Origin of the sequence: Schumannella sp. 10F1B-5-1, from assembly GCF_006517535.1 — a bacterium.
In the GTDB taxonomy this organism is placed as follows: domain Bacteria; phylum Actinomycetota; class Actinomycetes; order Actinomycetales; family Microbacteriaceae; genus Schumannella.
Genome location: NZ_VHQH01000037.1, coordinates 29882 through 54526 on the forward strand (window position 1 = coordinate 29882; position 24645 = coordinate 54526).

At 72.4% G+C, this 24645-nt stretch carries 23 protein-coding genes; 13 read left to right on the plus strand and 10 right to left on the minus strand.

Features of this window, described 5'->3' with window-relative positions; translation table 11 throughout:
- Nucleotides 1-5: 5 nt before the first annotated feature.
- Entirely contained in the window at nt 6-302 is a 297-nt protein-coding gene (locus FJ658_RS08265) for a WXG100 family type VII secretion target (RefSeq protein WP_141144914.1), read from the plus strand.
- A gap of 180 nt (nt 303-482) precedes the next feature.
- On the opposite strand, the gene FJ658_RS08270 is transcribed toward FJ658_RS08265, so the two are convergent.
- The 6 genes from FJ658_RS08270 to FJ658_RS08295 form a co-directional block, all read right to left on the minus strand.
- Nucleotides 483-1259 (minus strand): hypothetical protein, encoded by a 777-nt coding sequence (locus tag FJ658_RS08270; protein ID WP_141144915.1) that lies wholly within the window; start codon nt 1257-1259, stop codon nt 483-485.
- Complete coding sequence (locus tag FJ658_RS08275; RefSeq protein ID WP_141144916.1) at nt 1243-1863, minus strand: hypothetical protein; 621 nt, start codon at nt 1861-1863, stop codon at nt 1243-1245. Before FJ658_RS08275 ends, FJ658_RS08270 begins: the two co-directional genes overlap by 17 nt.
- Nucleotides 1860-2492: a hypothetical protein gene (locus FJ658_RS08280; protein ID WP_141144917.1), complete on the minus strand. Its 633-nt coding sequence runs from the start codon at nt 2490-2492 to the stop codon at nt 1860-1862. The genes FJ658_RS08275 and FJ658_RS08280 overlap by 4 nt, the downstream gene beginning before the upstream one ends.
- On the minus strand, nt 2489-3811 hold the full coding sequence (locus FJ658_RS08285) for a putative T7SS-secreted protein (protein ID WP_141144918.1): 1323 nt from the start codon (nt 3809-3811) through the stop codon (nt 2489-2491). The genes FJ658_RS08280 and FJ658_RS08285 overlap by 4 nt, the downstream gene beginning before the upstream one ends.
- Before the next feature lie 56 nt (nt 3812-3867).
- Nucleotides 3868-4194: a hypothetical protein gene (locus FJ658_RS08290; RefSeq protein ID WP_141144919.1), complete on the minus strand. Its 327-nt coding sequence runs from the start codon at nt 4192-4194 to the stop codon at nt 3868-3870.
- Nucleotides 4195-4291: 97 nt separating this feature from the next.
- Nucleotides 4292-8956, minus strand: a complete 4665-nt coding sequence (locus FJ658_RS08295; RefSeq protein WP_141144920.1) for an FtsK/SpoIIIE domain-containing protein — start codon at nt 8954-8956, stop codon at nt 4292-4294.
- A gap of 147 nt (nt 8957-9103) precedes the next feature.
- Between FJ658_RS08295 and FJ658_RS16105 the strand changes: the two genes are divergently transcribed.
- From FJ658_RS16105 to FJ658_RS08345, 9 genes are all read left to right on the plus strand, one after another.
- Nucleotides 9104-9739 (plus strand): FHA domain-containing protein, encoded by a 636-nt coding sequence (locus FJ658_RS16105; RefSeq protein WP_181408385.1) that lies wholly within the window; start codon nt 9104-9106, stop codon nt 9737-9739.
- An 85-nt stretch (nt 9740-9824) separates the two neighbouring features.
- Nucleotides 9825-10112: a hypothetical protein gene (locus FJ658_RS08310; protein ID WP_141144923.1), complete on the plus strand. Its 288-nt coding sequence runs from the start codon at nt 9825-9827 to the stop codon at nt 10110-10112.
- The gene (locus FJ658_RS08315; protein WP_141144924.1) at nt 10109-11776 is read left to right on the plus strand and encodes a putative T7SS-secreted protein; all 1668 of its coding nucleotides are present in this window, start codon (nt 10109-10111) and stop codon (nt 11774-11776) included. The genes FJ658_RS08310 and FJ658_RS08315 overlap by 4 nt, the downstream gene beginning before the upstream one ends.
- Entirely contained in the window at nt 11773-12276 is a 504-nt protein-coding gene (locus tag FJ658_RS08320) for a hypothetical protein (protein WP_141144925.1), read from the plus strand. Before FJ658_RS08315 ends, FJ658_RS08320 begins: the two co-directional genes overlap by 4 nt.
- On the plus strand, nt 12269-13012 hold the full coding sequence (locus FJ658_RS08325) for a hypothetical protein (protein ID WP_141144926.1): 744 nt from the start codon (nt 12269-12271) through the stop codon (nt 13010-13012). The genes FJ658_RS08320 and FJ658_RS08325 overlap by 8 nt, the downstream gene beginning before the upstream one ends.
- A 120-nt stretch (nt 13013-13132) precedes the next feature.
- Nucleotides 13133-14689, plus strand: coding sequence for a 3-isopropylmalate dehydratase large subunit (leuC, locus tag FJ658_RS08330; protein WP_141144927.1), 1557 nt, complete (start codon nt 13133-13135; stop codon nt 14687-14689).
- Nucleotides 14689-15285, plus strand: a complete 597-nt coding sequence (leuD, locus tag FJ658_RS08335) for a 3-isopropylmalate dehydratase small subunit (RefSeq protein WP_141144928.1) — start codon at nt 14689-14691, stop codon at nt 15283-15285. The genes leuC and leuD overlap by 1 nt, the downstream gene beginning before the upstream one ends.
- 12 nt (nt 15286-15297) lie before the next feature.
- On the plus strand, nt 15298-16677 hold the full coding sequence (murA, locus tag FJ658_RS08340; RefSeq protein ID WP_141144929.1) for a UDP-N-acetylglucosamine 1-carboxyvinyltransferase: 1380 nt from the start codon (nt 15298-15300) through the stop codon (nt 16675-16677).
- Between the two features lie 27 nt (nt 16678-16704).
- On the plus strand, nt 16705-17463 hold the full coding sequence (locus FJ658_RS08345) for a 1-acyl-sn-glycerol-3-phosphate acyltransferase (RefSeq protein WP_255447637.1): 759 nt from the start codon (nt 16705-16707) through the stop codon (nt 17461-17463).
- Between the two features lie 4 nt (nt 17464-17467).
- Here the strand turns inward: FJ658_RS08345 and FJ658_RS08350 are convergent, their stop codons facing one another.
- Nucleotides 17468-18292, minus strand: a complete 825-nt coding sequence (locus FJ658_RS08350; protein WP_255447638.1) for an EI24 domain-containing protein — start codon at nt 18290-18292, stop codon at nt 17468-17470.
- Nucleotides 18293-18434: 142 nt separating this feature from the next.
- On the opposite strand from FJ658_RS08350, the gene FJ658_RS08355 reads away from it, so the two are divergent.
- Both FJ658_RS08355 and FJ658_RS08360 read left to right on the plus strand, forming a co-directional pair.
- Nucleotides 18435-19442, plus strand: a complete 1008-nt coding sequence (locus FJ658_RS08355) for an NAD(P)H-dependent glycerol-3-phosphate dehydrogenase (RefSeq protein WP_141144930.1) — start codon at nt 18435-18437, stop codon at nt 19440-19442.
- 43 nt (nt 19443-19485) lie between these two features.
- Entirely contained in the window at nt 19486-20568 is a 1083-nt protein-coding gene (locus FJ658_RS08360) for a D-alanine--D-alanine ligase family protein (RefSeq protein ID WP_141144931.1), read from the plus strand.
- 47 nt (nt 20569-20615) lie between these two features.
- On the opposite strand, the gene FJ658_RS08365 is transcribed toward FJ658_RS08360, so the two are convergent.
- On the minus strand, nt 20616-21119 hold the full coding sequence (locus FJ658_RS08365) for a DUF3515 family protein (protein ID WP_181408386.1): 504 nt from the start codon (nt 21117-21119) through the stop codon (nt 20616-20618).
- 114 nt (nt 21120-21233) lie between these two features.
- Between FJ658_RS08365 and FJ658_RS08370 the strand changes: the two genes are divergently transcribed.
- Nucleotides 21234-22271, plus strand: coding sequence for a thiamine-phosphate kinase (locus tag FJ658_RS08370; protein WP_141144933.1), 1038 nt, complete (start codon nt 21234-21236; stop codon nt 22269-22271).
- Between the two features lie 22 nt (nt 22272-22293).
- Here FJ658_RS08370 and FJ658_RS08375 read toward each other — a convergent pair whose 3' ends face one another.
- Together FJ658_RS08375 and FJ658_RS08380 are read right to left on the minus strand one after the other, a co-directional pair.
- A complete protein-coding gene (locus FJ658_RS08375) occupies nt 22294-23532 on the minus strand; it encodes a DnaJ domain-containing protein (RefSeq protein ID WP_141144934.1) in 1239 nt (412 codons plus the stop codon).
- 48 nt (nt 23533-23580) lie between these two features.
- Nucleotides 23581-24615, minus strand: a complete 1035-nt coding sequence (locus FJ658_RS08380; protein ID WP_141144935.1) for a DMT family transporter — start codon at nt 24613-24615, stop codon at nt 23581-23583.
- Nucleotides 24616-24645: the final 30 nt, after the last annotated feature.

Consider the following 24645-nt stretch of genomic DNA (forward strand, 5'->3'; position numbering starts at 1 on the left):
CACTAATGCCGAACGTCAACGTCACGTACAGCGACATGACCGATGCCGCCAACCGTCTCATCGCCGGTAAGGACGACATCACCGCGAAGCTCACCGAGCTGCAGACGCTGGTCAACGGACTCGTTCAGGGCGGCTTCGTGACCGACGCCGCGTCGGGCGCGTTCCACACCTCGTACGAGCAGTTCACCAAGGGCACCACCGAGGCGGTCAACGGCCTCGACGGGATGTCGCAGTTCCTCACCAAGGCCGCCGACGCTCTGCAGAACGTCGACAGCGAGCTCGCCAAGGGCATCGGCGGCTGATCTCAGTCGCCTCACGACGTCGGGGCGCGGCCGGATCCTCGGATCCGACCGCGCCCCTCGTCTGTCACCGGGCCCCCGTCCGGCGGCGCATCGGACCGACCCATCCCGGGTCGTCAGCGAGGTCCGATGCGTCGCGGGACGGGGGCCCGGTGTCGTGGAGCGAGGTCGGGGTGCCGCCGGTCAGACGACCGAGTCGGCGATCGTCTCGTCGAGACCGGCGCGCAGGCCCGCGGCGGTGACGATGCCGGCGACGACGAGCAGCAGCGCTCCGAGCACGGCGACGATCACGGCCAGCTCGACGGGCATCAGCCCCGTGTCCTCGGGGAGCGCCGCGAAGGGCGCGACGGCGACGAGGGCGGCGCCGAGGAAGCCGATCCAGTGCTCGATGCGCCACGAGCCCGAGAGCGTCTTCCAGGCGGCGCTGGGGGCCTTCTCGCGGGCCACCCCGGCACGGCGGAGCAGCCGCTTGAGCAGCGAGATCAGGAACACCCCCACGACCCCGCCGGCGATGAAGCCGTAGAACAGGGTGAGGAACCAGAAGTCCTCCGAGGCGCGCGGCGGCGGAGCCGCGACCGGCCAGAGCACGAGCGCGGCCCAGATCACCACGGGGACCACCGCCCACGCGATCACGACGCCGAGCGGGAGGCGCCGGATGCGCACCCGCGACGCTCCGCCCTGCAGCACGCGCATCTCGCGGAAGCGCCAGGATGCGCGGCGCAGGAGCTCGCCGGTGAAGATCCCCGCCAGAGCGACGAGAAGGAGACACCCGGGGATCGCCTCGCGGGGGATGTCGTCGGCGACCGTGCGATACAGCCCGCTGAGCTCGTCGCCGGCGGCGCTCGTCAGCAGGAGCTGGATCAGGGAGCCGACCCCCAGCGCAAGCGCGATCGCCCCGGCCGCGTAGAACGGCCAGGGCGGGGGAAGGCGGACGGTCGCCGGATCAGCTCGCTTCGGCACTCGTCCCGTTCGGCTGGTCGAACCATCGGATCGAGTCCACGATCGCGTCGAAGAGCGCCACCACCGGCTCCGGCTCGCTCTCGATCGGCACGTCGACGACGACCTGCAGCAGCTGCGACGCGTCGGGCACGAGCACGTGGTACTCGAGCTTGATGTCGGGCTGGGTCGACTCGCCGACGCGGATGTCGACGACCTCGACCGAGCGGATCGCGATCCCGGACTCCAGCTCGAGCACCTCGCCGCCCGGCGCCATCCGGTCCAGGCGCTGCGGCAGCGTCAGGCCGCTCTCGCGCGCGCTCTCGGACCACGGCTTGTAGACCGACATGATCGAGGCGGGGAACGGCAGGCCCGGCATGAGCTCGAGCGACACGGCCAGCTGCACCGCGTCGGCCTCGCGCGCATCCCGTGCCAGTTTGAGCAGCTGCACCTTCGCGTCGCGTCGCGTCGTCGCGAGTCGGTCGTCGCGCCCGACCTGCTTCTTCACGAGGCGCGCGATGAGCGCCTCGCCGGCCTCGGGGTCGTCGAGCGGGATGTTCGCCCACGTGCCCGGCAGGATGACCGACATGCGGTCCTGGTCGGCCCGCCAGCGGCGTGCGTCGCTCATGCCGCCACCGCCGTCAGCTCGGTCGTGAGCGAGCGGACGATCGCGCCCGTCTCGGCGCGCATGTCGTCGAAGACGCCGAGGTCGGCGACGGTGAAGGTCAGTCGCACCATGTCGACCGCGGCGTCGGGGAAGACGCCGAACATGGTGCGCTCCTCGAGCGTCGCGAGGTCGTCGTCGAGGGAGGCGATGTCGAGTCGCTGGTAGAGGCCCACGACCGTGCGGTCGTCCTGACGCTCGCTCCACACCTCGGCCACGTGGTTGCGGTTGCCCGGCGCCATCGTCTCGGCGCCCTGCTGCAGCATCGCGGCGAAGACCTCCGGGCCGTCGTCGGCGTCCATGGCGAACTGGTCGATCGTCAGCAGGCAGCCGATCGAGACCTCGAACTCGGGCCGCACCGAGACGACAGCCGTCGCGACCCCGTCGGCCAGCAGTCGGCGTCGCAGCTCGACCAGCTGATCGGCGAAACCGCCGATCTCGCCGACCTGCTCCGCCTGCTCCTCGACCTCGGCGACGACGCGGTTCGCCCAGGTGCGGGAGTCGACGTCGTCGGCGCCCTCGAGGGGGATCTGCCACCATCCGCCGGGGATGTCGCAGCTGTAGGAGGCGATCTCGAACTGACGACCGGTCATCCCCGGATCCTACTTTCGATCGCGTTGCCGCCGGCCTTGAGCACGCCCTCGGGCTTGATCTCGATCTGGTGCTGGCCGCCGCCGAACATGTCGTCGCCGGCGTTCCAGAGACCCTGGCCCTTGCTCAGCACCGTGCGGCCGTCGGCCACGATCAGGCCGACCTTGTTGACACCCCAGTCGAGGTTCTTGAACGCCGCGAGGGTGTCGCCGTCGCCGAGCTTGAGCCCGAGCGGGTTGCCCTTGAAGTCGCCCCAGCCGCTCTTGAGGCCGGAGAGGAACTTCTCGGAGAACTTCGCGCCCTCGCCGAGCTTCAGATCGAAGGGGTTGCGGATCTCCTTCATCATCGTCTTGAAGCCCTGGCTCTGACCGTGCTTGAAGGTGCCGCCGAGCCCCTTGAGCGTCTTCGTCTTCGTCAGCTTGAAGCCGGCGCTCGTGAACTGGAACTTGTTGAGCTTGGTCACGGCCTTGAACTTGGCGAGCTTGCCGAGGTAGGTGGCGATCTTGCCGCCGAAGCAGGCGAGCGCGACGCCGACCACGGCGAACAGCACGTCGGTCCAGCTGCCGCCGTGCCAGAGGTTCACGATCGACTCGACGAGTGTGATCACGGCGCCGAGGATCGCGAGGCCGACCAGGATGGCGCCGAGCACCGGCACCCAGGAGAGGAAGATCGCCAGCACCCCCGCGATCTCGCAGATGACCTTGACGACCTCGACGATCTTGCCGGCGACGTGCTTGATCTTGTCCCAGCGGCTGTCCTTGAGGTCGTGCACGAGGCGGCCCTCGGTCACGACCTTGATCGCGGTGATGGCCTCTCCGGCGGCGGTGTTCTTCTTGGTGCGCGCGGTGCGCCAGTCGTCCTGCGCGTTCGTGACCCGGGTGCTCGCGGTGGTGACCGCGGTGCCGGCGTCCTCGACGGCGGTGTCGCTGGCCTTCTGGTCCTCGTCGGAGCAGGTCTCGGCCTTGTCCTTGGCGTTCTTCTCATCGGTCTTCGCGTCATCCAGCGCGCACTGCGCGGTGTTGAGCGCCTCGATCGCGGTGTCGGCGAGCTCCTGCGCGGCCTTCAGCTTCGAGGAGTAGGTGATCAGCGCCGCGGCCGTGTGCGTGTAGCGGTCGGAGGCCTTGGTGATGTCGTCGTGCACGTCGCCGGCGGTGTCGCGCACCTTGTCGACGGCCTTGCTGACCATGTCGCCGGTGTCCTGCAGCTTCTTCAGCGCCGCCACCGAGCGGATGATCGCGTAGCCGATCTCCTGGTAGTGGGTGCCCTTCTCGTCGAGCTTGCTCCAATTGCCGGTGAGGGGCTCGAACTCCCTGTCGCTCATCTCGCTTCTCTCTCGTCTCGCGTCGTGTCGTCTCGTGGGTGCCGCGTGGCGGCGGGTCAGGAGGGGACGGCGTCCGGGTTGTTCTTGGCGACGTCGGCGGCGGCGTCTTCGAGCGCCTTGGCGAGATCTTTGTCGACCGAGGTGAAGTTGTCGCTGATCGCCGCGATCTGCTGCTGCAGCGTCTCGACGTTCTTCAGCATCTTCTCGCGCTTGATGTTCCACTTCTCGGCGAAGTCGTGAACCAGCCCGCTGAGCTCGTCGTGTCCGGTCGCGGAGGCGACGCCGTCGCTGAAGTCCTCGGCGTTCTTGAACTCCTTGACGATCGCCTCGAGGTCGTCCTTGAGCTGGTGCAGCAGCTGCAGGTCGAGTTTCAGATCCGACACGAGAGGCCTTCCTTCCGGGGCGACGGCGGTGCCGCGCGCTCCTCAGACGCTATCCCGAGAGTGAGCGGAACTTGAATGGGGAGGCCTCCCCATCCGCTCACCCGACGAGGGGCAGCTGGATGCGCACGGCCTTCCCCTTGGCGATGAGCACCCCGCGTCCGGGCGGGAACTCGGAGCGGTTCATGCGCGGCAGCGCCGTCTTGAGCAGGATGTCGCCCTCGACCGCCTCGGGCTGCAGCAGCAGGCCGCGACGGGCGTTCTTGACCTCGCCGAGCAGCGGCCACGACGAGCTCCACGACGAGGTCTCGCCCTCGGCGAGGAGGAAGTGGTCGCTGCGCTTGATCGCCCGGATCAGTTCGACGAGCGGCGAGTCGGCCGGCGTCTGCAGGAAGTCGCCGATGCTCTCGACGACGACGGCGATGCGCCCTTCCGTGTCGGGGTCGGTCACCGCATCCACGAGCAGCTTGGCGAGCTCGGCGACCTTCTCGGGCGTGGTGGCCGCGTCGACCCACTCCCGCGAGCGCCCGACGTTCGAGCGCGTGTTGCCCATGTAGTAGAGCCGGGTCTCGGGCTCGGCGCGGCCGATGGCCTGGGCGATCGTCTCGAGCGCGGTGCTGCGGCCGCTCGCGGGCGGACCGGCGAGCAGCAGCGTGCCGACGGGCTCGAAGCCCCACGGGCCGAGGTCGACGTCGCTGAGGCCGATCACGGGCTGGCCGCCGAGCTGGTCGGGCAGCGTCGACTGCACGTACTCCTTCGGCAGCGAGCCGACGCCGGGAGCCTCGGGCACGCCGGCGCGGCGCATGGCCTCGCCGAGCATCCGGGTCGCCGTCGACTGCTCGGCGACGACGCGGCTGCCGCCGAGGATCGCGATCTGCGTCTCGAGGCCGTCGACGATCGCGCGACCGGCGGGCGAGGCGGTGCTGAGCACGTCGCTGGGCGCGTCGACCATGCCGTAGCTGTCGTCGGCGAGGCGCAGCACGACGCGGCGCTGGATGTTCGAGCCGACGGCGGTGGGCACGGCACCCGGCCGGTCGGCGGTGAGGGCGACGTGCATGCCGAGCTGGCGGCCGTCGCTGAGGATGTCCTCGAACACCGAGTACCACTGCGAGCGGCCGGCGGGGATCTCGAAGTCCTCGCGGAAGTTCGGGAAGCCGTCGATGAGCAGCAGGATGCGCGGCTCCTGCGTGCGCCCGGTCAGCCCGCGGTACTCGGCGATGCTCGAGGCGTTCGCCTCGGCGAAGCGCGGGGCGCGGCTCTCGAGCTCCTCCTTGAGGCGGCGGAACAGGCGGATGACGCGCTCGGTGTCGTCGCCGTTGATGATCGCGCCGACGTGCGGCAGCTGCTCGAGCATGCGCAAGCTGCCGGCGCCGAAGTCGAGGCCGTAGACCTGAACGGGCCCGCCACGCGGGGTGATCGCGGCGGCGCCGGCGAGCGTGCGCAGCACCGCCGATTTGCCGGTGCCGCCCGTGCCGAGGATCGACAGGTGGCCGTCGACGTCGGGCAGGAAGTAGACGGGGCTCTGCCGCTGCGCCTGAGGCATGTCGCTGACGCCGAGCAGCAGCTCCGCATCCGTGCGCTGGCGCAGCCGGCCGAGGTCGTAGACGCTCGCCAGCTCGTCGAGCCACGGTCGACGCGGGGCGGGCAGCTGGGCCCCGGAGGCGGCCTTGATGATCGAGGCGACCAGGCGCTGCTGGTCGGTGGGGCCGAGGTCCTTCTCCTCCGAGGGCGCGTCGGAGCGCGGCTCCTCCCAGCGGATCTCGCCGCCGAAGCGCAGCTCCGAGACCTGCACCTCGGCCGCCTCGGGCTCGCGGCTGGTCCAGCCGCCCGCGTAGGCCGACTGGAACTGGGCGAGGCGGCCGGGGCCGGTCTTGGCGACGCCGCGGCCCGGGATGCCCGGGTCGAAGTGCGCGGCCTCCTTGATGCCGACCACATCCTGGCTGTCCGACTCGTCGGCCATGCGCAGAGCGACGCGCATGTTCGTGTTCGCGCGCAGGTTGTCCTTGATCACGCCGGCGGGGCGCTGCGTGGCCATGATCAGGTGGATGCCGAGCGAGCGGCCGCGCTGGGCGATGTCGACGACGCCGTCGACGAACTCGGGCACCTCGCCGGCGAGGGCGGCGAACTCGTCGATCACGAGCACGAGCGCGGGCGGGCTGTCGGGGTCGCCGCGCTTCTCGAGCTCGAGCAGGTCTTTGGCCTTCTTGCGGTTGAGCAGGTGCTCGCGGTGGTGCAGCTCGGCGCGCAGGCTGGTGAGCGCGCGGCGCACGAGGTGGGGGCTCAGGTCGGTGACGAGGCCGACGCAGTGCGGCAGGCTCACGCAGTCGGCGAATGCCGATCCGCCCTTGTAGTCGACGAAGAGGAAGGTGACGCGGTCGGGGCTGTACTCGGCCGCCATGCCGAGCACCCAGCCCTGCAGGAACTCGCTCTTGCCGGCGCCGGTGGTGCCGCCGACGAGGGCGTGCGGGCCCTGCGTGCGCAGGTCGAGGTGCATCGCATCCACACCCGCGCTGCCCACGATGGCGCGCAGCTTGCCGGCCTTGCGGCGCTTCGGCTGGATGCCCGGGGTGCGGTCGTGCATCGACTCGTTCTGCCGCCAGCGGTCGATCACGGCCTCGCTGGTCTCGACCAGCTCGTGGCCGAGCAGGGTGATGAGCGAGATCGAGCGGGGCAGGTCGCTCGCGTCGGCGACGAGGGCGCCGGCGTCGATCACGGGCGCGAGCCGGCGGGCGTAGTCGAGCGCGCGGTCGGGCTCGACGAAGTCGACCAGCACGTTCTCGATCGTGTCGCCGAGGCGCACGAAACCGACGGTCGGCGTCGCGAGCGTCGGGATCATCTCGACCTCGGGCTGCGGCAGCGGCGGCAGGCCCTTCTTGCGGCGCTTCGCCTCGGCCTTGCGCTCCTTGGCCTTCTTCTTCGACAGCTTGCGCGCCGCCTTGGAGCCGACCGGCGGGCGCTCGGCCTTCTCCTCGGGCTTCGGCGCCATCACCGTGGTTCCGGGCACCGGCAGCGACAGGAAGGTGCGGCAGACGGCCGGCAGGTCCTTCTGCTCGGAGGCCAGCCAGATCGGGTAGACGCCCGCGTCGGCGGCCTGCTCGGCGAGCTGCACGAGGCGGGCGCGGTCGACGGCGACGTCGTCGCTGATCAGCAGCACGAGCGCCGGGATGGGCGAGCGCGTGCCGGCGGAGGTCTGCGACTCGCCGACCACGGCGCCGCGGTCGAGGGCGGTCTGCTCCTCGGTGGTCGCCCCGCGTCGGCCGGCGTCGCCCTTCTGCGCCGCGAGGCGGCGGGTCACGAGCTCCTCGATCGCGCTGATCAGCGCGGCGCCGCTTGAGGCGCTGTCGGCGAGGTGGCTGCCCTGGATGGGGCTGTGCGGCGACGAGGTGTGGGGCATCCACTTCAGCCAGTCGAAGCCGTTCGACCAGGCCGGCGTGATGAGCGCCGCGATCGCGAGTTCGGCGGGGGAGTGCAGTCCGGTGAGCTGCACGAGCAGGGCATTGGCGGCGCCGACGACCTGCGCGTTGGGGCCGGCGATGCCGATCGCGCCCGAGTCGTGCAGGTTGTCGACGAGCGGCACCTGCTCGACGTGCCTGTTCTCGCCCGCGACCTCGTCGAAGCGCTCCTGGTAGTCGGGCAGGGTGTCGTTGCCCTCGCTCTTCGACTGGATGCTGTTGCGCGAGAGCATGCGGCCGACACCGAGCCGCACATTGAGGAACGACCAGTGCTCGGGGCGGCGGGTCCAGAGCAGCGTGTCGCGGTGCAGCGAGGCGTCGAGCACCTCCTCGGTGGAGGGCGCCTCGCGGTGGCGGCGCTCGTGCTCGGTCACCTTCTCCTCGGCGAGCGACTCGGTCAGCTTCTCGAGGTGACCGTCGAACTTCTCGATCGACTGCCGCTTCTTGCGCCGCCGGTTGAGCGCCTGCGTGATGTAGTTGCCGATCATCAGCAGCGGCGACATCGCCACGAACAGCAGCGACTGCGGATTGCGCGTGACGATGTAGAGGCCGACGCCCATGCCGAGCGGGGCCACCATCGACAGGAACGGGAACGGCTGGCCGTCGCCCTCCTTGGGCACCTCGGGTCCGGGGAACTCCTGGCCGGGGTAGCGCGGCTCGACCGCGGGCGAGCGGTTGAAGTAGACGGGGCCGGCGGTCGGCGCGCCGCCGAGCTCGGCGACCTCCTGGTCGACGTCGATGCGCATGGCCGTGTCGCCGATCGTCACCGTCTCCGACTTCTCGATGCGCAGACGGGTGACGATGCCGCCGTCGACCTCGACGCCGTTGGCCGAGCCGAGGTCGACCAGCTCGACCGCCGCATCCGCCTCGAGGCGCAGGTGACGCTTCGACACGAGCGGGTCGTCGATCACGAGGTCGCAGCCGGGGTCGCGGCCGACGACCGTCGTTCCGGCCTGCAGCTCGACGACCTTGCCGCTCTGCGAGCCGGTCAGCATCGTGATGCGCGCGACCGTGTGGCCGCGGCCCACCGAGGCGGGGGAGAAGTAGCGCCCGGCGTCGACGAGCTGCACGGTCGCGCCCGAGCCGATCCACGACTCGCCGACGGGGCCGTCGGGCGGCAGCACGAGCGCCTGGCTCGAGCCGGGCAGCACGGCGCTCAGCGTGAGCGACCCGGGCTCGGCGGGTCCGGGAGATGAGGGATCGACTCGGCGGATGGCTCCGGCGACCTCGGCGATCGTCGCCGCCGCATCCGTCGTGATGACGATGTCGTCGCTCGAACCCGAGTCACGTCTCAGCGTCAGCTTGAGTCGCACGCTGCCTCCCTCTCACCCCCGGGGCATCGCTGTGCACCCCTCGGAACCCTATCCGTCGAGGGTCGCTCGATTCCTCCCCCGAAGATGGGGATGACTCCCCATCGGGGTCGCGCGCGCTAGCATCTGCGACGGAAAGGGCGCACCGACATGAGCGACGACAAGCGGTTCCTCATCACGCCGCCGCCGGGCCTGCTGCCCGAGCCGCCGGCGCCGCCGGTCGAGCCCGCGCCCGCCCGCGGCGACGAGGTCGGTCACGACTCGTCGACACGTCGGCTCTCGCCGAATCGGCCGCCGTCGGCGCCGGCGTTCCCCTTCGGCTCGCCGCCCGCGGCCGCTCCGGCGCCCGCCGCTGCTCCGGCGTCCGCCGCGCCCGGCTCGTCGCCCGCCGCTCCGCCGGTGCCGCGCACGAGCGCCGAAGCCGATGTGCCGACGGGCGAGAACCCCGTGCTGCGCCCCGGCTGGTCGATCCAGCTGCCGGGCGGCGTGCAGCATCCGGTCACGACGGCGGGCCTCGTTCTCGGTCGCAACCCCAGCGCCCCCGAGCGCTGGCCCGACGCGCAGGCCGTGCTCATCGCCGACCCCGACCGCTCGGTGTCGAAGACCCATGCTCTGCTCGTGGTCGTCGGCGACGAGCTGCGCCTGATCGACCTCGCCTCGACCAACGGCGTCGCCGTGACGGCAGACGGTCTGCGCCAGAAGGTCGCGCATCCCGACGGCGTCGTCGTCGGCGACCCGGCCGTCATCGAGCTCGGCAGCTTCCAGCTGGGCGCCTCGCGCGACTGAGCCGGGCGCCGCCGAGCTCCGACCGGACACGCACGGGGAGCACTCCCCATCCCCGGATGCGAGGGATCGTCGCTACGGTGTGGTCATGGCCGACCTCCGGATCGACGGCGACCGTCTCCACACCCTGCTCGACGAGCTCAACCGGGTCTCGCGCGAGTTCTCCCACGCCGAGCGCTTCAGCGACGACGTCGCCGGGATGGTCGGTCACGACGATCTCGCCGGCACGGTGCGCGACTTCGCCGGCAAGTGGAACATCCGCCGCGAGAAGCTGCAGACCGAGATCGACGACGTCGCGGATGCGGTCGACACGATCCTGCAGACCTTCAGCGAGGCCGACCTCGAGCTCGCCGGCACGATGGACGAACCGCAGTGAGCGCCCTCGCCCCGCTGCCCGGCGATCCTGACGGCGTCGCCGGCTACGGCACCCGCTACACCGGCATCGCCGACAGCATCGCCGCGATCTCGGCCAAGCTCACCTCGCTCGCGTCGGGCACCGGATCGGCCGGCGCCGCGATCGACGCGCTCGAGGAGCGCGCGCACGACACCGGGCGCCACGTCGCGAAGGCCGAGCCCCGCTATCGCGAGACCGCCGTGGCGCTCAGCGAGTACGCGGTCGCCCTCGACAGCGCCCAGACTTCGGCGAACAACGCGATCGACGCCTACGACAACGCCAGCACCGACCTCAACCACGCCCGCGCCGCGCACACCCGCAAGATGAGCGAGTACGACCAGGGCTACAGCTGGAACCCCGGCCCGCCGCCGGGCGATGACGAGGGCCGCCGCGAGCTGCAGCGACTGAGCGAGCAGGTGGATGCCGCCCAGGGCGACGTCGCGAGCGCCCAGGCCGCCTACGACCGCGCCGTCGACTACCGCGACGCCGCCGCGCGCATCGCGATCGAGCGCATCGAGCCGACCTTCGACGCGCTGAACGACCGCATCCGCGACCGCATCGCCGATGTCGTCGGCGCGCTGCCGGGCTGGCTGCAGGGCGTCGGAGCCTGGGTGGGATCGATCCTGGAGCCGATCCTCGAGGGGCTCGTCGCTATCGTCGAGTTCATCGGCGACGCGTTCTCGGCGATCGTCACCTACATCTCGCTCGTCGCCGAGGTGCTCGCGAACCTCCCTCCCGAGATGTGGCTGGCCGTGCTGATCAGCCCCGGGCTCGGGTCGGTGCTGATCCTCGCGATCGCCCTCGCGCTCGGCGGCGTGCTGATGCGCGAGCCGGGCACGCCGACGCCGGTCATGAACCCGGTCGCCGGATATCCGCACGAGGGCGACAGCGGCGCGCCCGGGAGCGCCTACTCCGACCTCATGGCGACCAACGTCGACCTCGACGACACGGGCGGCGAGGACTCGACGGTGGTGCAGATCACGAAGGTCGTGGATGCCGACGGCACCGTGCGCTGGCGCGTGAACGTGCCGAGCACCCAGGACTGGGAGTGGGCGGGCGGCATGGCCGGCAAGGCCGCGCACGGCGACTACGGCGCCATGAACGACTTCGGCTCGAACCTGGCCCTCATGCTGACCCCGAGTCAGCAGGCCGCCTACGAGCGCGCCGTGACCCAGGCGATGCTGCGCGCCGGGATCGGACCCGACGACGAGGTCATGATGAGCGGCTGGAGTCAGGGCGGCATCCTCGCGGGCAAGATGGCGAGCGACCCCGACAGCCCCTTCAACATCACCGCGATCTCGGTCGCCGGGGCGCCGATCGACGCCATGCCGATCCCCGACGGCGTCAGCGTCATGGCGATCCAGCACACCGGACCGAGTGCGTTCAGCGAGCCGGTCGTGATCCTCGACGGACCGGTCAGCGCGCCGCCGCACCAGGGTCCCAACTGGGTCACGGTCGTGCAGCCGGCGCCGCAGCTCGACCCGCCGAACGACCCGAAGTACCACGATGGTGCGGAGTACCAGAGCACCGCGGCGAACCACGTCGACACCTCGACCGATCCGCGGGTGCAGGCGATCAAGGACGAGCAGTCCGTGTTCTTCGAAGGAGACCAGACCGTGTACCGCTACGAGGGGGCCGAGGGATGAGATCACGCGGGCTGACGGCCGTGGTCGTCGGATCGGCGGTGGCGCTGGGGCTCTCCGCCTGCGCTCCCGCGCAGCCGCCGGCCGACACGGCGCAGGATGCCGAGGTGGTCGAGGCGGCGGTGCGCGCCGCGGTTCCCGAGGCCACGGACGTGCTCGTGAAGGAGTCGGGGGGCTTGCGCAGCCTGGCTGTCGCGACGCGCCTCTACGCGCCGGGCGCCGACGAGAGCGCCGCGGCGCACATCGTCGACGCGGCGCTCGCGGCGGTGTGGGAGTCGGCGCCGAACGGGATCGACCACATCTCGATCTCGCTCGCTCTGAGCGACCCGCCGGCCCGGCCGAGCCTCTCGGAGGTGGACGGCGTCGACATGGCGGCCGTCGCCGAGACCCTCGGGATCGACGACCCCCAGATCGTCGACGGCGTGCGCCTGCGGGTCGCGGCGCGCGAGCTCGCTCAGCGCTACGGCGCCCGCCCGTCGACGGGAGCGGACTCGGATGGCTGAGCCCGTCGCATCCGCGTCGTCGACCGCGCCGAGCGACCGGGTCGAGCCGCCGCTGCCCCAGCTGCGCTTCCGGCTGCCGGGGGAGTGGTGGCCGGTTCCGCTGACCGACCCGACCGCGCTCGAGGAGTCGCTGCGGGGCCTCGCCCGGCGGAAGATCGGCCCGCAGGACGATCGGGCGGTGCTGCGCGCCCAGCTGCGCGAGCGCACCCGCGCCGCCGCGCTCGCCGCCCGCGACGGCGGCGGGGTCATGACCTATCTCGCGCTCGAGATCGTCGAAGACGCGCCTCTGCCCACGAGCTTCACCGTGTTCCTGCCCGAGCAGCGGCTGACGCCCGTGCTCGGCACGGGTCCGGATGCGGTGGTCGACCTGATCGAGCAGGGGCTCCGATCGCTCGGCGTGAACGGGATCGAGAGCGCCGAGCGCCTCGACACCCCGGTGACGCAGGGGCTGCGCATCCACCGCACCCTCGTCACCCCGCTCGCCGAGTCCGACCGCCCGGCCGGTTCGGTGCCCGACGAGGTGCCCTGGGCTGCCGAGGAGCGGCGCACGCTCGTCGCCGACTACTGGCTCGCCGTGCCCGGCCGACGCCGCTTCGTGCTCGTCACCTTCTCGACGCCGCTCGTGCCCCTGCAGGACGTCATGCTCGGCCTGTTCGACTCGATCGTGCAGGCCGCGTACTGGGCCGAGGCCCCGTCGGCCGCGTCGGCGGACGCCGAGACGACGGTGGTAACCTGACGCGATGCTCGATCGGCTCCTTCTCCTTCGTCGCCGCGACGAGGCCTAGTCCCCGGCCTCCCTCGTCGCGGAGTGTGTCGTGGGCCGACACCGATCGAAGTCGAAGAAGGACCGAAACGCATGAGCACCGAATCCGCCGCCGCGGAGCGCCGCGCTTCCGAGCGCGTCGCCGCTGAGGCCGCATCCGCCGCCGACGTCACCGCGAAGGCGGCGCCGAAGACCCTCGCCGAGAAGGTCTGGGCCGACCACGTGGTCGTCGCCGGCAAGGACGGCGAGCCCGACCTGATCTACATCGACCTGCACCTCGTGCACGAGGTCACCAGCCCGCAGGCCTTCGACGGCCTGCGTCAGGCCGGTCGCCCGCTGCGCCGTGTCGACCTGACGATCGCCACCGAGGATCACAACACCCCGACCCTCGCGATCGACCGGCCCATCGCCGACCCCACGAGCCGCACCCAGATCGAGACGCTGCGCACCAACGCCGAGGAGTTCGGCGTGCGCATCCACTCGCTCGGCGACATCGAGCAGGGCATCGTGCACGTCGTCGGCCCGCAGCTCGGCCTCACCATGCCGGGCATCACGGTCGTCTGCGGCGACTCGCACACCTCGACCCACGGCGCCTTCGGCGCGATGGCCTTCGGCATCGGCACGAGCGAGGTCGAGCACGTCATGGCCACGCAGACCCTGCCGCTCAAGCCCTTCAAGACCATGGCGATCACGGTCGAGGGCGAGCTGCGCCCCGGCGTGACCGCGAAGGACATCATCCTGGCCGTCATCGCCAAGATCGGCACCGGCGGCGGGCAGGGCTACGTGCTGGAGTACCGCGGCAGCGCGATCCGCTCGCTGTCGATGGACGGCCGCATGACGATCTGCAACATGTCGATCGAGGCGGGCGCCCGGGCCGGCATGGTCGCCCCCGATCAGACGACCTACGACTACCTGAAGGGGCGCGCCCATGCGCCCGAGGGTCAGGACTGGGACGACGCCGTCGCCTACTGGGAGACGCTGAAGAGCGACGACGACGCCGTCTTCGACGCCGAGGTCTTCCTCGACGCGGACGAGCTCGAGCCCTTCGTCACCTGGGGCACCAACCCCGGCCAGGGCGTCTCGCTGAGCGAGAGCGTGCCCGACCCCGAGCAGATCGCCGAGCCCAACGCCCGCGCCGCCGCCGAGCGCGCGCTGGAGTACATGGACCTCGCCGCCGGCACCCCGATGAAGGAGATCGCGGTCGACGCGGTCTTCATGGGCTCGTGCACCAACAGCCGCATCGAGGACCTGCGCGCCTTCGCGTCGATCATCCAGGGGAAGAAGAAGGCCGACGGCGTGCGCGTCATGGTCGTGCCGGGCTCCGCCCGCGTGCGCCTCGAGGCCGAGGCCGAGGGCATCGACAAGATCGTCGAGGCCTTCGGCGCCGAGTGGCGCTTCGCCGGGTGCTCGATGTGCCTGGGCATGAACCCCGACCAGCTCGCCCCGGGCGAGCGCTGCGCGTCCACCTCGAACCGCAACTTCGAGGGGCGTCAGGGCAAGGGCGGTCGCACCCACCTGGTGTCGCCGGTCGTCGCCGCGGCGACCGCGATCCGCGGCACGCTGTCGTCGCCGTGGGACCTCGAGGCGGATGCCGCGGTCGCGGCCGATGCGGTGGATGCGTCGGCCGACGCGCGAGAGGCGGTCGCCTGATGGAGAAGGTCAGCGTCATCACCGGCACCGCCGTGCCGCTGAAGCGATCGAACGTCGACACCGACCAGATCATCCCCGCCGTGTTCCTCAAGCGGGTCACCAAGACCGGCTTCGACGACGCGCTGTTCCACGGCTGGCGTCAGGACCCCGAGTTCGTGATCAACCGCCCCGAGTTCCAGGGCGCGACCGTGCTCATCGCCGGCCCCGACTTCGGCACCGGCTCGAGCCGCGAGCACGCCGTGTGGGCGCTGCGCGACTTCGGCTTCCGTGCCGTGATCAGCCCGCGCTTCGCCGACATCTTCCGCGGCAACTCGGGCAAGCAGGGGCTGCTGACAGGAATGGTCACCGAGGAGCAGGTCGAGGTGCTGTGGGCCGCGATCGACGCGAACCCCGGTGTCGACGCGACCGTCGACCTCGAGGCCCGCACGGTCTCGGTCGGCGACGTCAGCTTCCCCTTCGACATCGACGACTACACGCGCTGGCGTCTCATGGAGGGCCTCGACGACATCGCCCTCACGCTGCGCGACGAAGACAAGATCACCGCTTTCGAGGAGACGCGCGCCGCCTGGCGGCCGCGGACCCTCCCGGCACGCTAGGAGGACGCCCGGGTGGCAGCAGATCAGGCGGCATCGCTCGCGAAGGACGCGGTCAAGTCCGGCGAGCGGGTCGGGCTCACGGCCGATCGCATCACCGTGCACGGCGGCAAGCCGCTGCGCGGGCGCATCCGCGTGCGCGGCGCGAAGAACCTCGCCACCAAGGCGATGGTCGCGGCGCTGCTCGGCGAGACGCCGAGCGTGCTGCAGGACGTGCCGCTGATCAGCGACGTCGACATCGTGACGCGCATGCTCGAGGCCTACGGCGTCGCCGTGTCGAGCCCCGAGGACGGCACGCTCGTGCTCGACCCGAAGAACGTCGAGAAGGCGCACTTCGCGAAGATCGACGCGCTGGCCGGCTCGAGCCGCATCCCGATCCTGTTCTGCGGGCCTCTGCTGCACCGCCTGGGCGAGGCGCTCATCCCCGACCTCGGCGGCTGCCGCATCGGCGACCGCCCGATCGACTTCCACATGGATGCGCTGCGCGCGTTCGGCGCGATCGTCGACAAGAGCTACGAGGGCATCACCATCACGGCTCCCGACGGCCTGCACGGCGCGCACATCGAGCTGCCCTACCCGAGCGTCGGCGCGACCGAGCAGGTGCTGCTCACGGCCGTGCGCGCCGAGGGCGTGACCGAGCTGAAGAACGCGGCGATCGAGCCCGAGATCCTCGATCTCATCGCGATCCTGCAGAAGATGGGCGCGATCATCTGGGTCGAGCCGAACCGCACGATCTTCATCGAGGGCGTCGACCGCCTCGAGGGCTACACGCACCGTGCGATCGCCGACCGCAACGAGGCCGCGAGCTGGGCCTCGGCCGCGCTCGCGACCCGCGGCGACGTGTTCGTCGAGAACGCGAAGCAGCCCGAGCTGCTGACCTTCCTCAACGTCTTCCGCAAGGCGGGCGGCGCCTTCGACGTCGCCGACGACGGCATCCGCTTCTACCACCCGGGCGGCGCGCTGAAGCCGGTGCAGGTCGAGACCGACGTGCACCCCGGCTTCATGACCGACTGGCAGCAGCCGCTCATCATCGCGCTCACCCAGGCCGAGGGCATCTCGACCGTGCACGAGACCGTCTACGAGAACCGCTTCGGGTTCACGGATGCGCTCGTCGACATGGGCGCCGACATCGTCGTGCACAAGGACGGGCTCGAGTCGGTCACCCGGCGCGTGCCGCGTCGACGCCTCGAGCAGGCGGCCGTCATCACGGGGCCGACCGCCCTGCACGGCGCCGACGTCCACGTGCCCGACCTGCGCGGCGGCTTCAGCTACCTGATCGCGGCGCTCGTCGCCGACGGCACTTCGACGATCAGCAACCTCGGCCTCATCAGCCGCGGCTACGAGCACATCATCGACAAGCTCACGGCGCTCGGTGCCGACTTCGAGCTCGGCTGAGCCGGCCGGCGACGCGGACCTGCGAGCGTGAGCGCCTCGACGAACGTCGACCTGCCCCGCACCGGACCCGACTGGGACCGCGGCTGGCGCGCCTTCGCCGTGCCCGTGCTGCCGCTCGCATCCCGGGTGGCGAAGCTGCGCATCCGGGGCGAGCGGAACGTCCCGCAGACCGGCGCGTTCGTGCTCGCGCCGAACCACTACTCCAACATCGACCCGATCGTGGTCGGGCTGTCGGTCGCGCGGATGGGGCGGGTGCCGCGGTTCCTGCTCAAGGCGTCGATCCTGCGCATCCCGATCGTGGGCGGCATCCTGCGCCGGCTCGGGCAGATCCCGGTCGAGCGGGGGATGCGCGGCGGCGGCAACCCGCTGGCCGCGGCCGCCGAGCTGGTCGCCGCGGGCGGCGGCATCGTGATCTACCCCGAGGGCACGCTGACGCGCGACCCCGAGCTGTGGCCGATGCGCGGCAAGACCGGGGCGGCGCGGGCGGCGCTGGCGAACGGCATCCCGCTCATCCCGATGGCGCACTGGGGTGCCCAGAAGGTGCTGCCGCAGTACGGCGGGCGGCTGAAGATCGTGCCGCGCCAGACGGTGCAGGTGCTCGTGGGGGAGCCGCTCGACCTGTCGCCGTGGGCGGGGCGCCCGCTCGACAACCGGGTCGCCGACGAGGTGACCGAGGCGCTCATGCAGCGCATCGCGGAGCTCGTGGGCGAGCTGCGCGGCGAGACCCCGCCGAGCGAGCGCTGGGATCCGTCTGAGCACGGGCAGAGCGAGTTCGGGCGGCCCTGACGCCTCATCGCTCGGCGCCCGGCTGCCGCGGCGGATCAGCCTCGCGCCTTGCGCGGTGGTGCGGATCGCGATCGAGCGCGCGGCGCGCGAGCAGCGTCGCCCCCGACACGGCGGCGGGCATCGTCACGATCGCGCCCAGCGGCACGAGGAACAGCAGCTGCGTCGCCACCCCGAAGCCGAGCTGCTCGGCGCGCGAGCCGCGCAGCAGCTCCCGGCTCTCGCGGCGGCCGATCCCGCGGGCCTCGAGCGGACGCGTCACGAGCTCGGCCGCCAGGATGCGCCCCGAGAGAACGGTGCCGATCACGGTGCCCGCGATCCCGCCGACGACCGGGATGAGGCCGATGACGAACACGAGCGCGCCGACGCCGATGCCGGCCACGACGAGCACCAGCGCATCCCGCAGCGCCCGGCCGAAGCCGAGTCCCTCGCCCGCCGGAGCGTCGCCGAGCAGCACCTCGGTCTCGCGCCAGATGCGCTCGTAGAACGGGTCGCCGATCGCGAGCGTGAGACCCGTGAACGCGAGCACGCCGATCGCGACGAGACCCACGAAGACCAGCGCGCCGAGGGCGCCGCGCAGCAGCGCCGACCACGCCGGATCCCAGCCGTCGGCGAAGGGCGTCGCCCACGTCACCAGCGGTCCGAGCCCGAACGCCGCCGCGACGAGCAGGGCCACGCCGCCCGAGAAGACGATCAGCGGCGGCAGCATGCCGAGCAGCATGAGCGCGGGCCGCGTGCGCCACAGGCCGAAGCCGCGCAGCAGCAGCCCCGCGCCCACGGCGAAGCGCCGGGCGGCGGAGGCGGTCGCCGTGGCGGCGGGGCGGGCATCCATCGCGCTCACCCTAGGCGGTGCGGCGCACCCCGCTGCGAAGCATGCGGCAGACTGGTGCGGATGCGACAGGCAGCCGTGCTGGGAGCGGGCTCCTGAGCGGTGCGGCGCACCCCGCTGCGATGCATGCGGCAGACTGGGTCCGATGCGACAGGTAGCCGTGCTGGGAGCGGGCTCGTGGGGCACCACCTTCGCGAAGGTGCTGGCCGACGGGGGATCCGAGGTGACCCTCTGGGCGAGGCGCCCCGAGCTGGCGAGGGAGATCAGCCAGTCGCGGCGCAACAGCGACTACCTGCGCGGCATCAACCTGCCGCGCACCCTCTGGGCCAGCTCGAACCTGCACGATGTGCTCGACGACGCCGAGCAGGTCTACCTGTCGGTGCCGAGCCAGTCGCTGCGCGAGAACCTGCGCATCGTGCGCGATCTCATCCCCGACGGCGTGCCCGTGGTGTCGCTCATGAAGGGCGTCGAGAAGGGCACCCGCTATCGCATGAGCGAGGTGATCCAGCAGGAGCTGGGATGCGATCCCGACCGCATCGCGGTCGTCTCGGGTCCGAATCTGGCCCTCGAGATCGCGAAGGAGCAGCCGACCGCCTCGGTGGTCGCCTCGTCGAGCCCGGAGACCGCGGCGGCTGTCGCGACCGCGGCGACGAACCCGTACTTCCGCTGCTTCATGAACAACGACGTGATCGGCACCGAGTTCGGCGGCGTGCTGAAGAACCTGATCGCGGTCGCGATCGGCATCGTCGACGGCGTCGGCTACGGCGAGAACACGAAGGCGTCGATCATCACCCGCGGTCTGGTCGAGATGACCGACTTCGCGGTGGCGCACGGCGCGCGCGCCGAGACGCTGAGCGGACTCGCGGGCCTCGGCGATCTGATCGCCACGTGCGAGTCGCCGCTGTCGCGCAACAACACGGCGGGCCGCCTGCTCGGCCAGGGCTACGCCTTCGCCGACGTCGTGAAGCAGATGAACCAGACCGCCGAGGGTCTTTCGTCGGTGGGCCCGGTGCTCGAGCTCGCGGCCGCGCACGGCGTCGAGATGCCGATCGTGGCGCAGGTGGCCGAGGTGCTCGCGGGCACTCTCGACCCACGCGACATCGCGCCCCACCTCACGACCGACGACAGCCCCGAGCCGCCGACCGAGGAATGACCGCGGCGCATGAAGCATCGAGGAACGACCGAATGAGCATCCTGTGACCCTGCGCATCGCCCTGATCTTCGGCGGCCGCTCGAGCGAGCACGCGATCAGCTGCGCCACCGCCGGCGGCGTGCTCGGCGCAATCGACCGCGAGCGGTTCGAGGTGGTGCCGATCGGCATCACCCGCGACGGCGCCTGGACGCTGCAGCCCGATGACGCCGGCCGCTTCCGCCTGGCCGACCTGCCCGAGGTCGCCGACGACGGCTCGCGCGTGCACCTGCCCGCCTCCGCGTCGACGCGCGAGTGGACGGTCACGCACGCCGACGGCACGACCGCCTCGCTCGGCGAGATCGACGTGGCGTTCCCGCTGCTGCACGGCCCCTTCGGCGAGGACGGCACGCTGCAGGGCGCGCTCGAGCTCGTCGGCGTGCCCTACGTCGGCAACGGCGTGCTCGGCTCGGCGCTCGGCATGGACAAGCACTTCACCAAGACCGTGCTGCAGGGCGCCGGCGTCGAGGTGGCGCCGTGGGTGACCGTGACCGAGCAGTCGTGGGCGGCCGAGCGCGAGCTGTGGGAGCGCCGGATGCACGGCCTCGACCTGCCCGTGTTCGTCAAGCCGGCCCGCGCCGGGTCGTCGGTCGGTGTGAGTCGCGTGAGCGACTGGGCCGAGCTGGATGCGGCGCTCGCCGTGGCGTTCCACGAGGACAGCCGCGTGCTGGTCGAGCAGGGCATCGTCGGCCGCGAGCTCGAGTGCGCCGTGCTCTCGGGCCGCGACGGCGGTCCGACCCGCGTGAGCGTGGCGGGCGAGATCGTCGTGACCGGGCGCGAGTTCTACGACTTCGAGGCGAAGTACCGGGATGCGCCCGGCGTCGACCTGGTCTGCCCCGCCTCCCTGGACGAGCAGGAGCTGGCCGAGATGCAGCGCACCGCCGCCCGCGCCTTCGAGGCGATCGGCGGCTCGGGGCTCGCGCGCGTCGACTTCTTCTTCACGGGCGCCGATTTCGTGGTGAACGAGATCAACACGATGCCCGGCTTCACGCCGATCTCGATGTTCCCCGCCTGCTGGCAGGCGTCGGGCGTGAGCTATCCCGAGCTCATCACCGAGCTGATCGAGCTGGGGCGCGCGGCGATCCGCTGAGGGCCGGCGCGCTCGCAGCGCTGCGCTCGCAGCGCGGCGCGCCGCGATCAGCCCTGCACGCCGAGCGAGTCCTCGACGTCCTGGCAGGTCAGGCCGTTCTTCTTCGTCTCCGATACCGCATCCGAGAGGTCGTAGAGCACCTGGCCGGGGGCGACGCGACCGCTCGACTTCGTCTGGTCGGAGCGGATCGCGACGTCGATCGCGGGCTCGCGCCCGAAGCTCGTGAAGATGTAGAGCGGCGCCTTCGAGTCGTCGCGCAGCCAGAGCACGTTCTTCGTCTGCACGCACGGCAGCTCCGAGGCGGCGGGCACCTTCACGCCGCAGGTCAGCAGCACGTCGGCCGGGTCGCCCCAGGCGGCGGTCGCCTGCGCGTTCGTCTCGCGCTTCGCGAGGCCCTGCGTCTCGGCGGGCAGGCGCACGATGACCTCGGCGCAGCCGGGGTTGTTGGAGTCGGCGGCGGGCTCGGTGGCGACGATCGGGGTGCAGCCGGCGAGCACGGCGGTGAGGGATGCCGCGAGCAGCAGGAGGGCCGCGACAGGTCGGGTGCGCATCGGCACGAGGGTACCGCGCGGCGGCTGGGTGCCGGCCCGCGGGCCGGGCGGGCCGGGCGGGCGGCGCAGGCGATCGGCGGCGGCCGCGCATCCACCGCCCGCTACCGTGGACGGGTGACCGCGACCCCCGCCGAGACCCTGCGCGACATCGGCGAGGCGGCCGTGCTGCAGCGCATCTTCCCGAAGCTGCCGGCGGCGGATGCGGCGCTCGTCGGCCCCGGAGACGACGCGGCCGTCGTGGCCGCCCCCGACGCGCGCATCGTGATCACGACCGACACGATGGTGCACGGCCCCGACTTCCGGCTCGCGTGGTCGACGCCGCACGACCTCGGCTGGAAGGCCGCCGCGACGAACCTGGCCGACGTCGCCGCGATGGGCGCGACGCCGACGGCGCTCGTGGTCGCGCTGACGGTGCCCGCCGAGACGCCGGTCTCCGATCTGGAGGCGCTCGCCGACGGACTGCGCGAGGCGTGCGCGGCTTTGGCCCGCGGCTGCGGTGTCGTCGGGGGAGACCTCGGCGCCTCGCCCACGTTCACGATCTCGGTGACCGCGATCGGCGACCTGGTCGGTGGCGACCCGGTGCTGCGCTCGGGCGCGCGGCCGGGTGACGTCGTCGCGGTCGCCGGGCAGCTCGGCCTGGCCGCGAAGGGCCTCGCGCTGCTGTTCGCCCGCGGCGTCGACAAGGAGGGGAATCCGGATGCGCGGCGCGCCCGCAACCTGCGCTCCCGCTTCCCGGCCGAGGTGTCGGCGCAGCTCGCCCCGCGTCCGCCGATCTACGCCGGCCCGGTCGCGGCGCTGTCGGGCGCGACGGCGATGCTCGACGTGAGCGACGGGCTGCTGCTGGATGCGCGGCGCATCGCCCAGGCCTCGGGGGTCGTGCTCGACCTCGCGGGGCGGGGCGAGGGTGGCGCGAGCGCCGCGACGACCGGCGTCGCCGAGGTGCTGCACGGCGGCGAGGACCATGCGCTGCTGGCCTGCTTCCCGCGCGCGGAGGACGTGCCGCCGCCGTTCCGCGTGATCGGGCGGGTGCTGGCGGCGACCGAGACGGATGCCGACGGGCGCGACATCGGCTCCGTCACGGTCGACGGCGAGCCGGCCGAGGAGCGCGGCGGATGGGACCCCTACGCCGAGTGGGCGGGCGGCGCCGGCTGAGAGTCCGGCCGCACGGCGGGCGTCAGCGGCAGGACAGCGACTCGACGACCGCGTAGGGCGGGCCGCTGGGCCAGTGCTGCACGATCAGGTCGGCGGGCGCATCCGTGCCGAGTCCCGCGATCGGGTACTCGCGGCGCTCGCTGGGCGCATCGGTCGCCGTCGCCGAGAACGCGACGGTCGCGATCGCCGTGCCGTCGCAGGAGTCGGTCGAGGCGATGGTCCAGATCCAGCACTGCTGACCGACCGTGCAGTCGCCGGCGCCGGGGGTGTCGACCGAGGCCGATTCGAAGGCCATCGCGGTGCCGTCGTGCGCGGGCGCCGGCGCGTCGTCGCCGCGCTTCTGCGGGTGCGCGGCCGGCAGCGTCACGCCGTCGTCGGCGGGCTCGAACAGCTGCGGGTTCGCGGCGATGAGACCGCCGACGACGATGCCGATGACGGCGATCGCGGCGCCGAGCGCGATGGTCCATTTCTCGCGGCGGCGCCGGCGGGTCACGCGCTGCACCTCGACCTCGGCGGTCGACAGCGTCTCGTCGGCGTCGGGCACCCAGCTGCTGACGGCGGGCTCGGCCTCGTGCCAGCCCGGCTCGACGGAGTCCGCCTCGTCGGCGCTCTCGGGCGCGAAGCGGCTGGCGCGGCCGGCGCCGTGTCCGCTGCCCGCTCCCTCGGCCGCGGTGGGCGGCATCCAGTAGCTGTCGCCGGTCGGCTGCACGGGAGCGATCGGCTCCTCGGGCAGCGGGCTCAGCACGACGTCCTCGCGGTCGTCGACGGCCGGCGGCGGAGCCCACTGCGAGGGATCGGCGGCCAGGTCGGCGAGCGTCGCGGCGGGGTCGTCGGGGAGCCCGTCGATGTCGTCGATCGGGTCGGCGAAGGGTCGCGCATCCCCGGCCGTGCGGAATCCGCCGTCACCCGAGCCGGGCGCGAAGGCCGTGCCGCCGGGAGCGAAGGCGGTGCCGCCCGGGGCGAAGCCCGAGGTGCGGCGCGCGGTCGTCGTCGAACCCGAGGCGCCGGATGCGGAGGCCGCGCCGGCGTAGGGCCCGGTCAGGATCGCGAAGGCGGGCCGGGTCAGCTCGTCGCGCAGCAGGTCGCGGGCGGCCTGCGCGCGCCCGAAGCGCTCGGCCGCGGCGCGCAGCTCGTCGGGACCGGCCTCGAGCAGCAGATCGGGGTGCGTCGCGCGGGCGACCTTGCGGAAGGCGCGCTCGATCGACTCGAGCGGCGCACCCGGCGCCAGCCCGAGGATCTCCTCCGCCTCATTCGGCGTCACGCGTCCCCCCGCACCTCGGCAGGCTATGCGGGGCGCACCGGCCGTGTCTCACCCCAGATCGGGGCGGACGCGCGGCGCGGGCTCCGGGAGCGCGTCGTCACCCGCATCCGGGGCGGTGTCGGCGATCGGGAGCGCCCGCTCGCGCCACAGCCGCTCGGCGCGCCGACCCCAGAGCGTCGCGCCGATCAGCACGACGGCGCCGATCAGCCCCGGAACGCCGATGCGCTCGCCGGCGAGCACGACGGCGATGCCGAGAGCCCAGATCGGCTCGGTTCCCAGCAGTATCCCGGCGCGCGAGGCGGAGGTGCGCCGGGTCGCCCAGAGCGTTCCGAGGAAGGCGGCGATCGTGCATCCCAGCACCAGGTAGGCGATGCCGGCCCACTGCGCCGGGCCGAAGCCGCCGATCGCGGCGAGTAGCGGCCCGCCGCCGACGATCGCGAACGCGACGGCGCCGACGCTCAGCTCGACGGTCGTCAGCGCGATGACGTCGCTGCCGGGCTGGGCGGCGGTGCGGCCCTCGGCGACCCCGAGCCCGGCCCGCGTGACGGCGGCGCACAGGATGAGGGCGTCGCCCGGGTTCGGCGCGGTCAGCCCGCCGCCGCTCACCAGCAGCCCCACGCCCACGACGGCGAGCAGGATGCTGCCGATCAGTCCGCGCGAGAGCGGGCGGCGCAGGCGGGCGGCCTCGATGAGCGGCGTGATCAGCACCGAGAGGCCGATCAGCAGGCCCGCGTTGGCGGCGCTCGTGAGCGTCACCCCGACGGTCTCGAGCGCGATCGTCGCGGCGCGGAGGGCGCCGAGCGTGACGCCGGCACGCAGGGAGCGGCGGAGGGCGCCGGGGGCGGCGCCGCGGCGACCGGTGCTGGCGCGTCCGGCGCCGCCGAGCGCGCCCGCGCGTCGGGCCGCGCACAGGCCGAGCAGCAGCACGGCCGCCGGCACGAAGCGCGCGCACATCACGGCGGCGGCCGACGAGGCCGCGGCGAGGTCCTTCGACGCGAGGTAGCTGCCGCCCCAGACGACGGCGATGCCGAGCAGCACGAGGTCGGGCGACTGCGCGCGGAGGGCGCCGCGGAGAGTGGTCATGCCTTGACCGTGGCGTGCGCATCCATTCAG

Excerpts from the sequence above, each read along its gene's own strand:
- FJ658_RS08310 (WP_141144923.1), top strand. The coding sequence starts at position 9,825 with ATGGCCGACCTCCGGATCGACGGCGACCGTCTCCACACCCTGCTCGAC.
- FJ658_RS08350 (WP_255447638.1), bottom strand. The coding sequence starts at position 18,292 with ATGGATGCCCGCCCCGCCGCCACGGCGACCGCCTCCGCCGCCCGGCGC.
- FJ658_RS08320 (WP_141144925.1), top strand. The coding sequence starts at position 11,773 with ATGAGATCACGCGGGCTGACGGCCGTGGTCGTCGGATCGGCGGTGGCG.
- leuC (WP_141144927.1), top strand. The coding sequence starts at position 13,133 with ATGAGCACCGAATCCGCCGCCGCGGAGCGCCGCGCTTCCGAGCGCGTC.
- FJ658_RS08380 (WP_141144935.1), bottom strand. The coding sequence starts at position 24,615 with ATGACCACTCTCCGCGGCGCCCTCCGCGCGCAGTCGCCCGACCTCGTG.
- FJ658_RS08365 (WP_181408386.1), bottom strand. The coding sequence starts at position 21,119 with ATGCGCACCCGACCTGTCGCGGCCCTCCTGCTGCTCGCGGCATCCCTC.
- FJ658_RS08280 (WP_141144917.1), bottom strand. The coding sequence starts at position 2,492 with ATGACCGGTCGTCAGTTCGAGATCGCCTCCTACAGCTGCGACATCCCC.
- FJ658_RS08275 (WP_141144916.1), bottom strand. The coding sequence starts at position 1,863 with ATGAGCGACGCACGCCGCTGGCGGGCCGACCAGGACCGCATGTCGGTC.
- FJ658_RS08265 (WP_141144914.1), top strand. The coding sequence starts at position 6 with ATGCCGAACGTCAACGTCACGTACAGCGACATGACCGATGCCGCCAAC.
- FJ658_RS08285 (WP_141144918.1), bottom strand. The coding sequence starts at position 3,811 with ATGAGCGACAGGGAGTTCGAGCCCCTCACCGGCAATTGGAGCAAGCTC.
- FJ658_RS08325 (WP_141144926.1), top strand. The coding sequence starts at position 12,269 with ATGGCTGAGCCCGTCGCATCCGCGTCGTCGACCGCGCCGAGCGACCGG.
- FJ658_RS08355 (WP_141144930.1), top strand. The coding sequence starts at position 18,435 with ATGCGACAGGTAGCCGTGCTGGGAGCGGGCTCGTGGGGCACCACCTTC.
- leuD (WP_141144928.1), top strand. The coding sequence starts at position 14,689 with ATGGAGAAGGTCAGCGTCATCACCGGCACCGCCGTGCCGCTGAAGCGA.
- FJ658_RS16105 (WP_181408385.1), top strand. The coding sequence starts at position 9,104 with ATGAGCGACGACAAGCGGTTCCTCATCACGCCGCCGCCGGGCCTGCTG.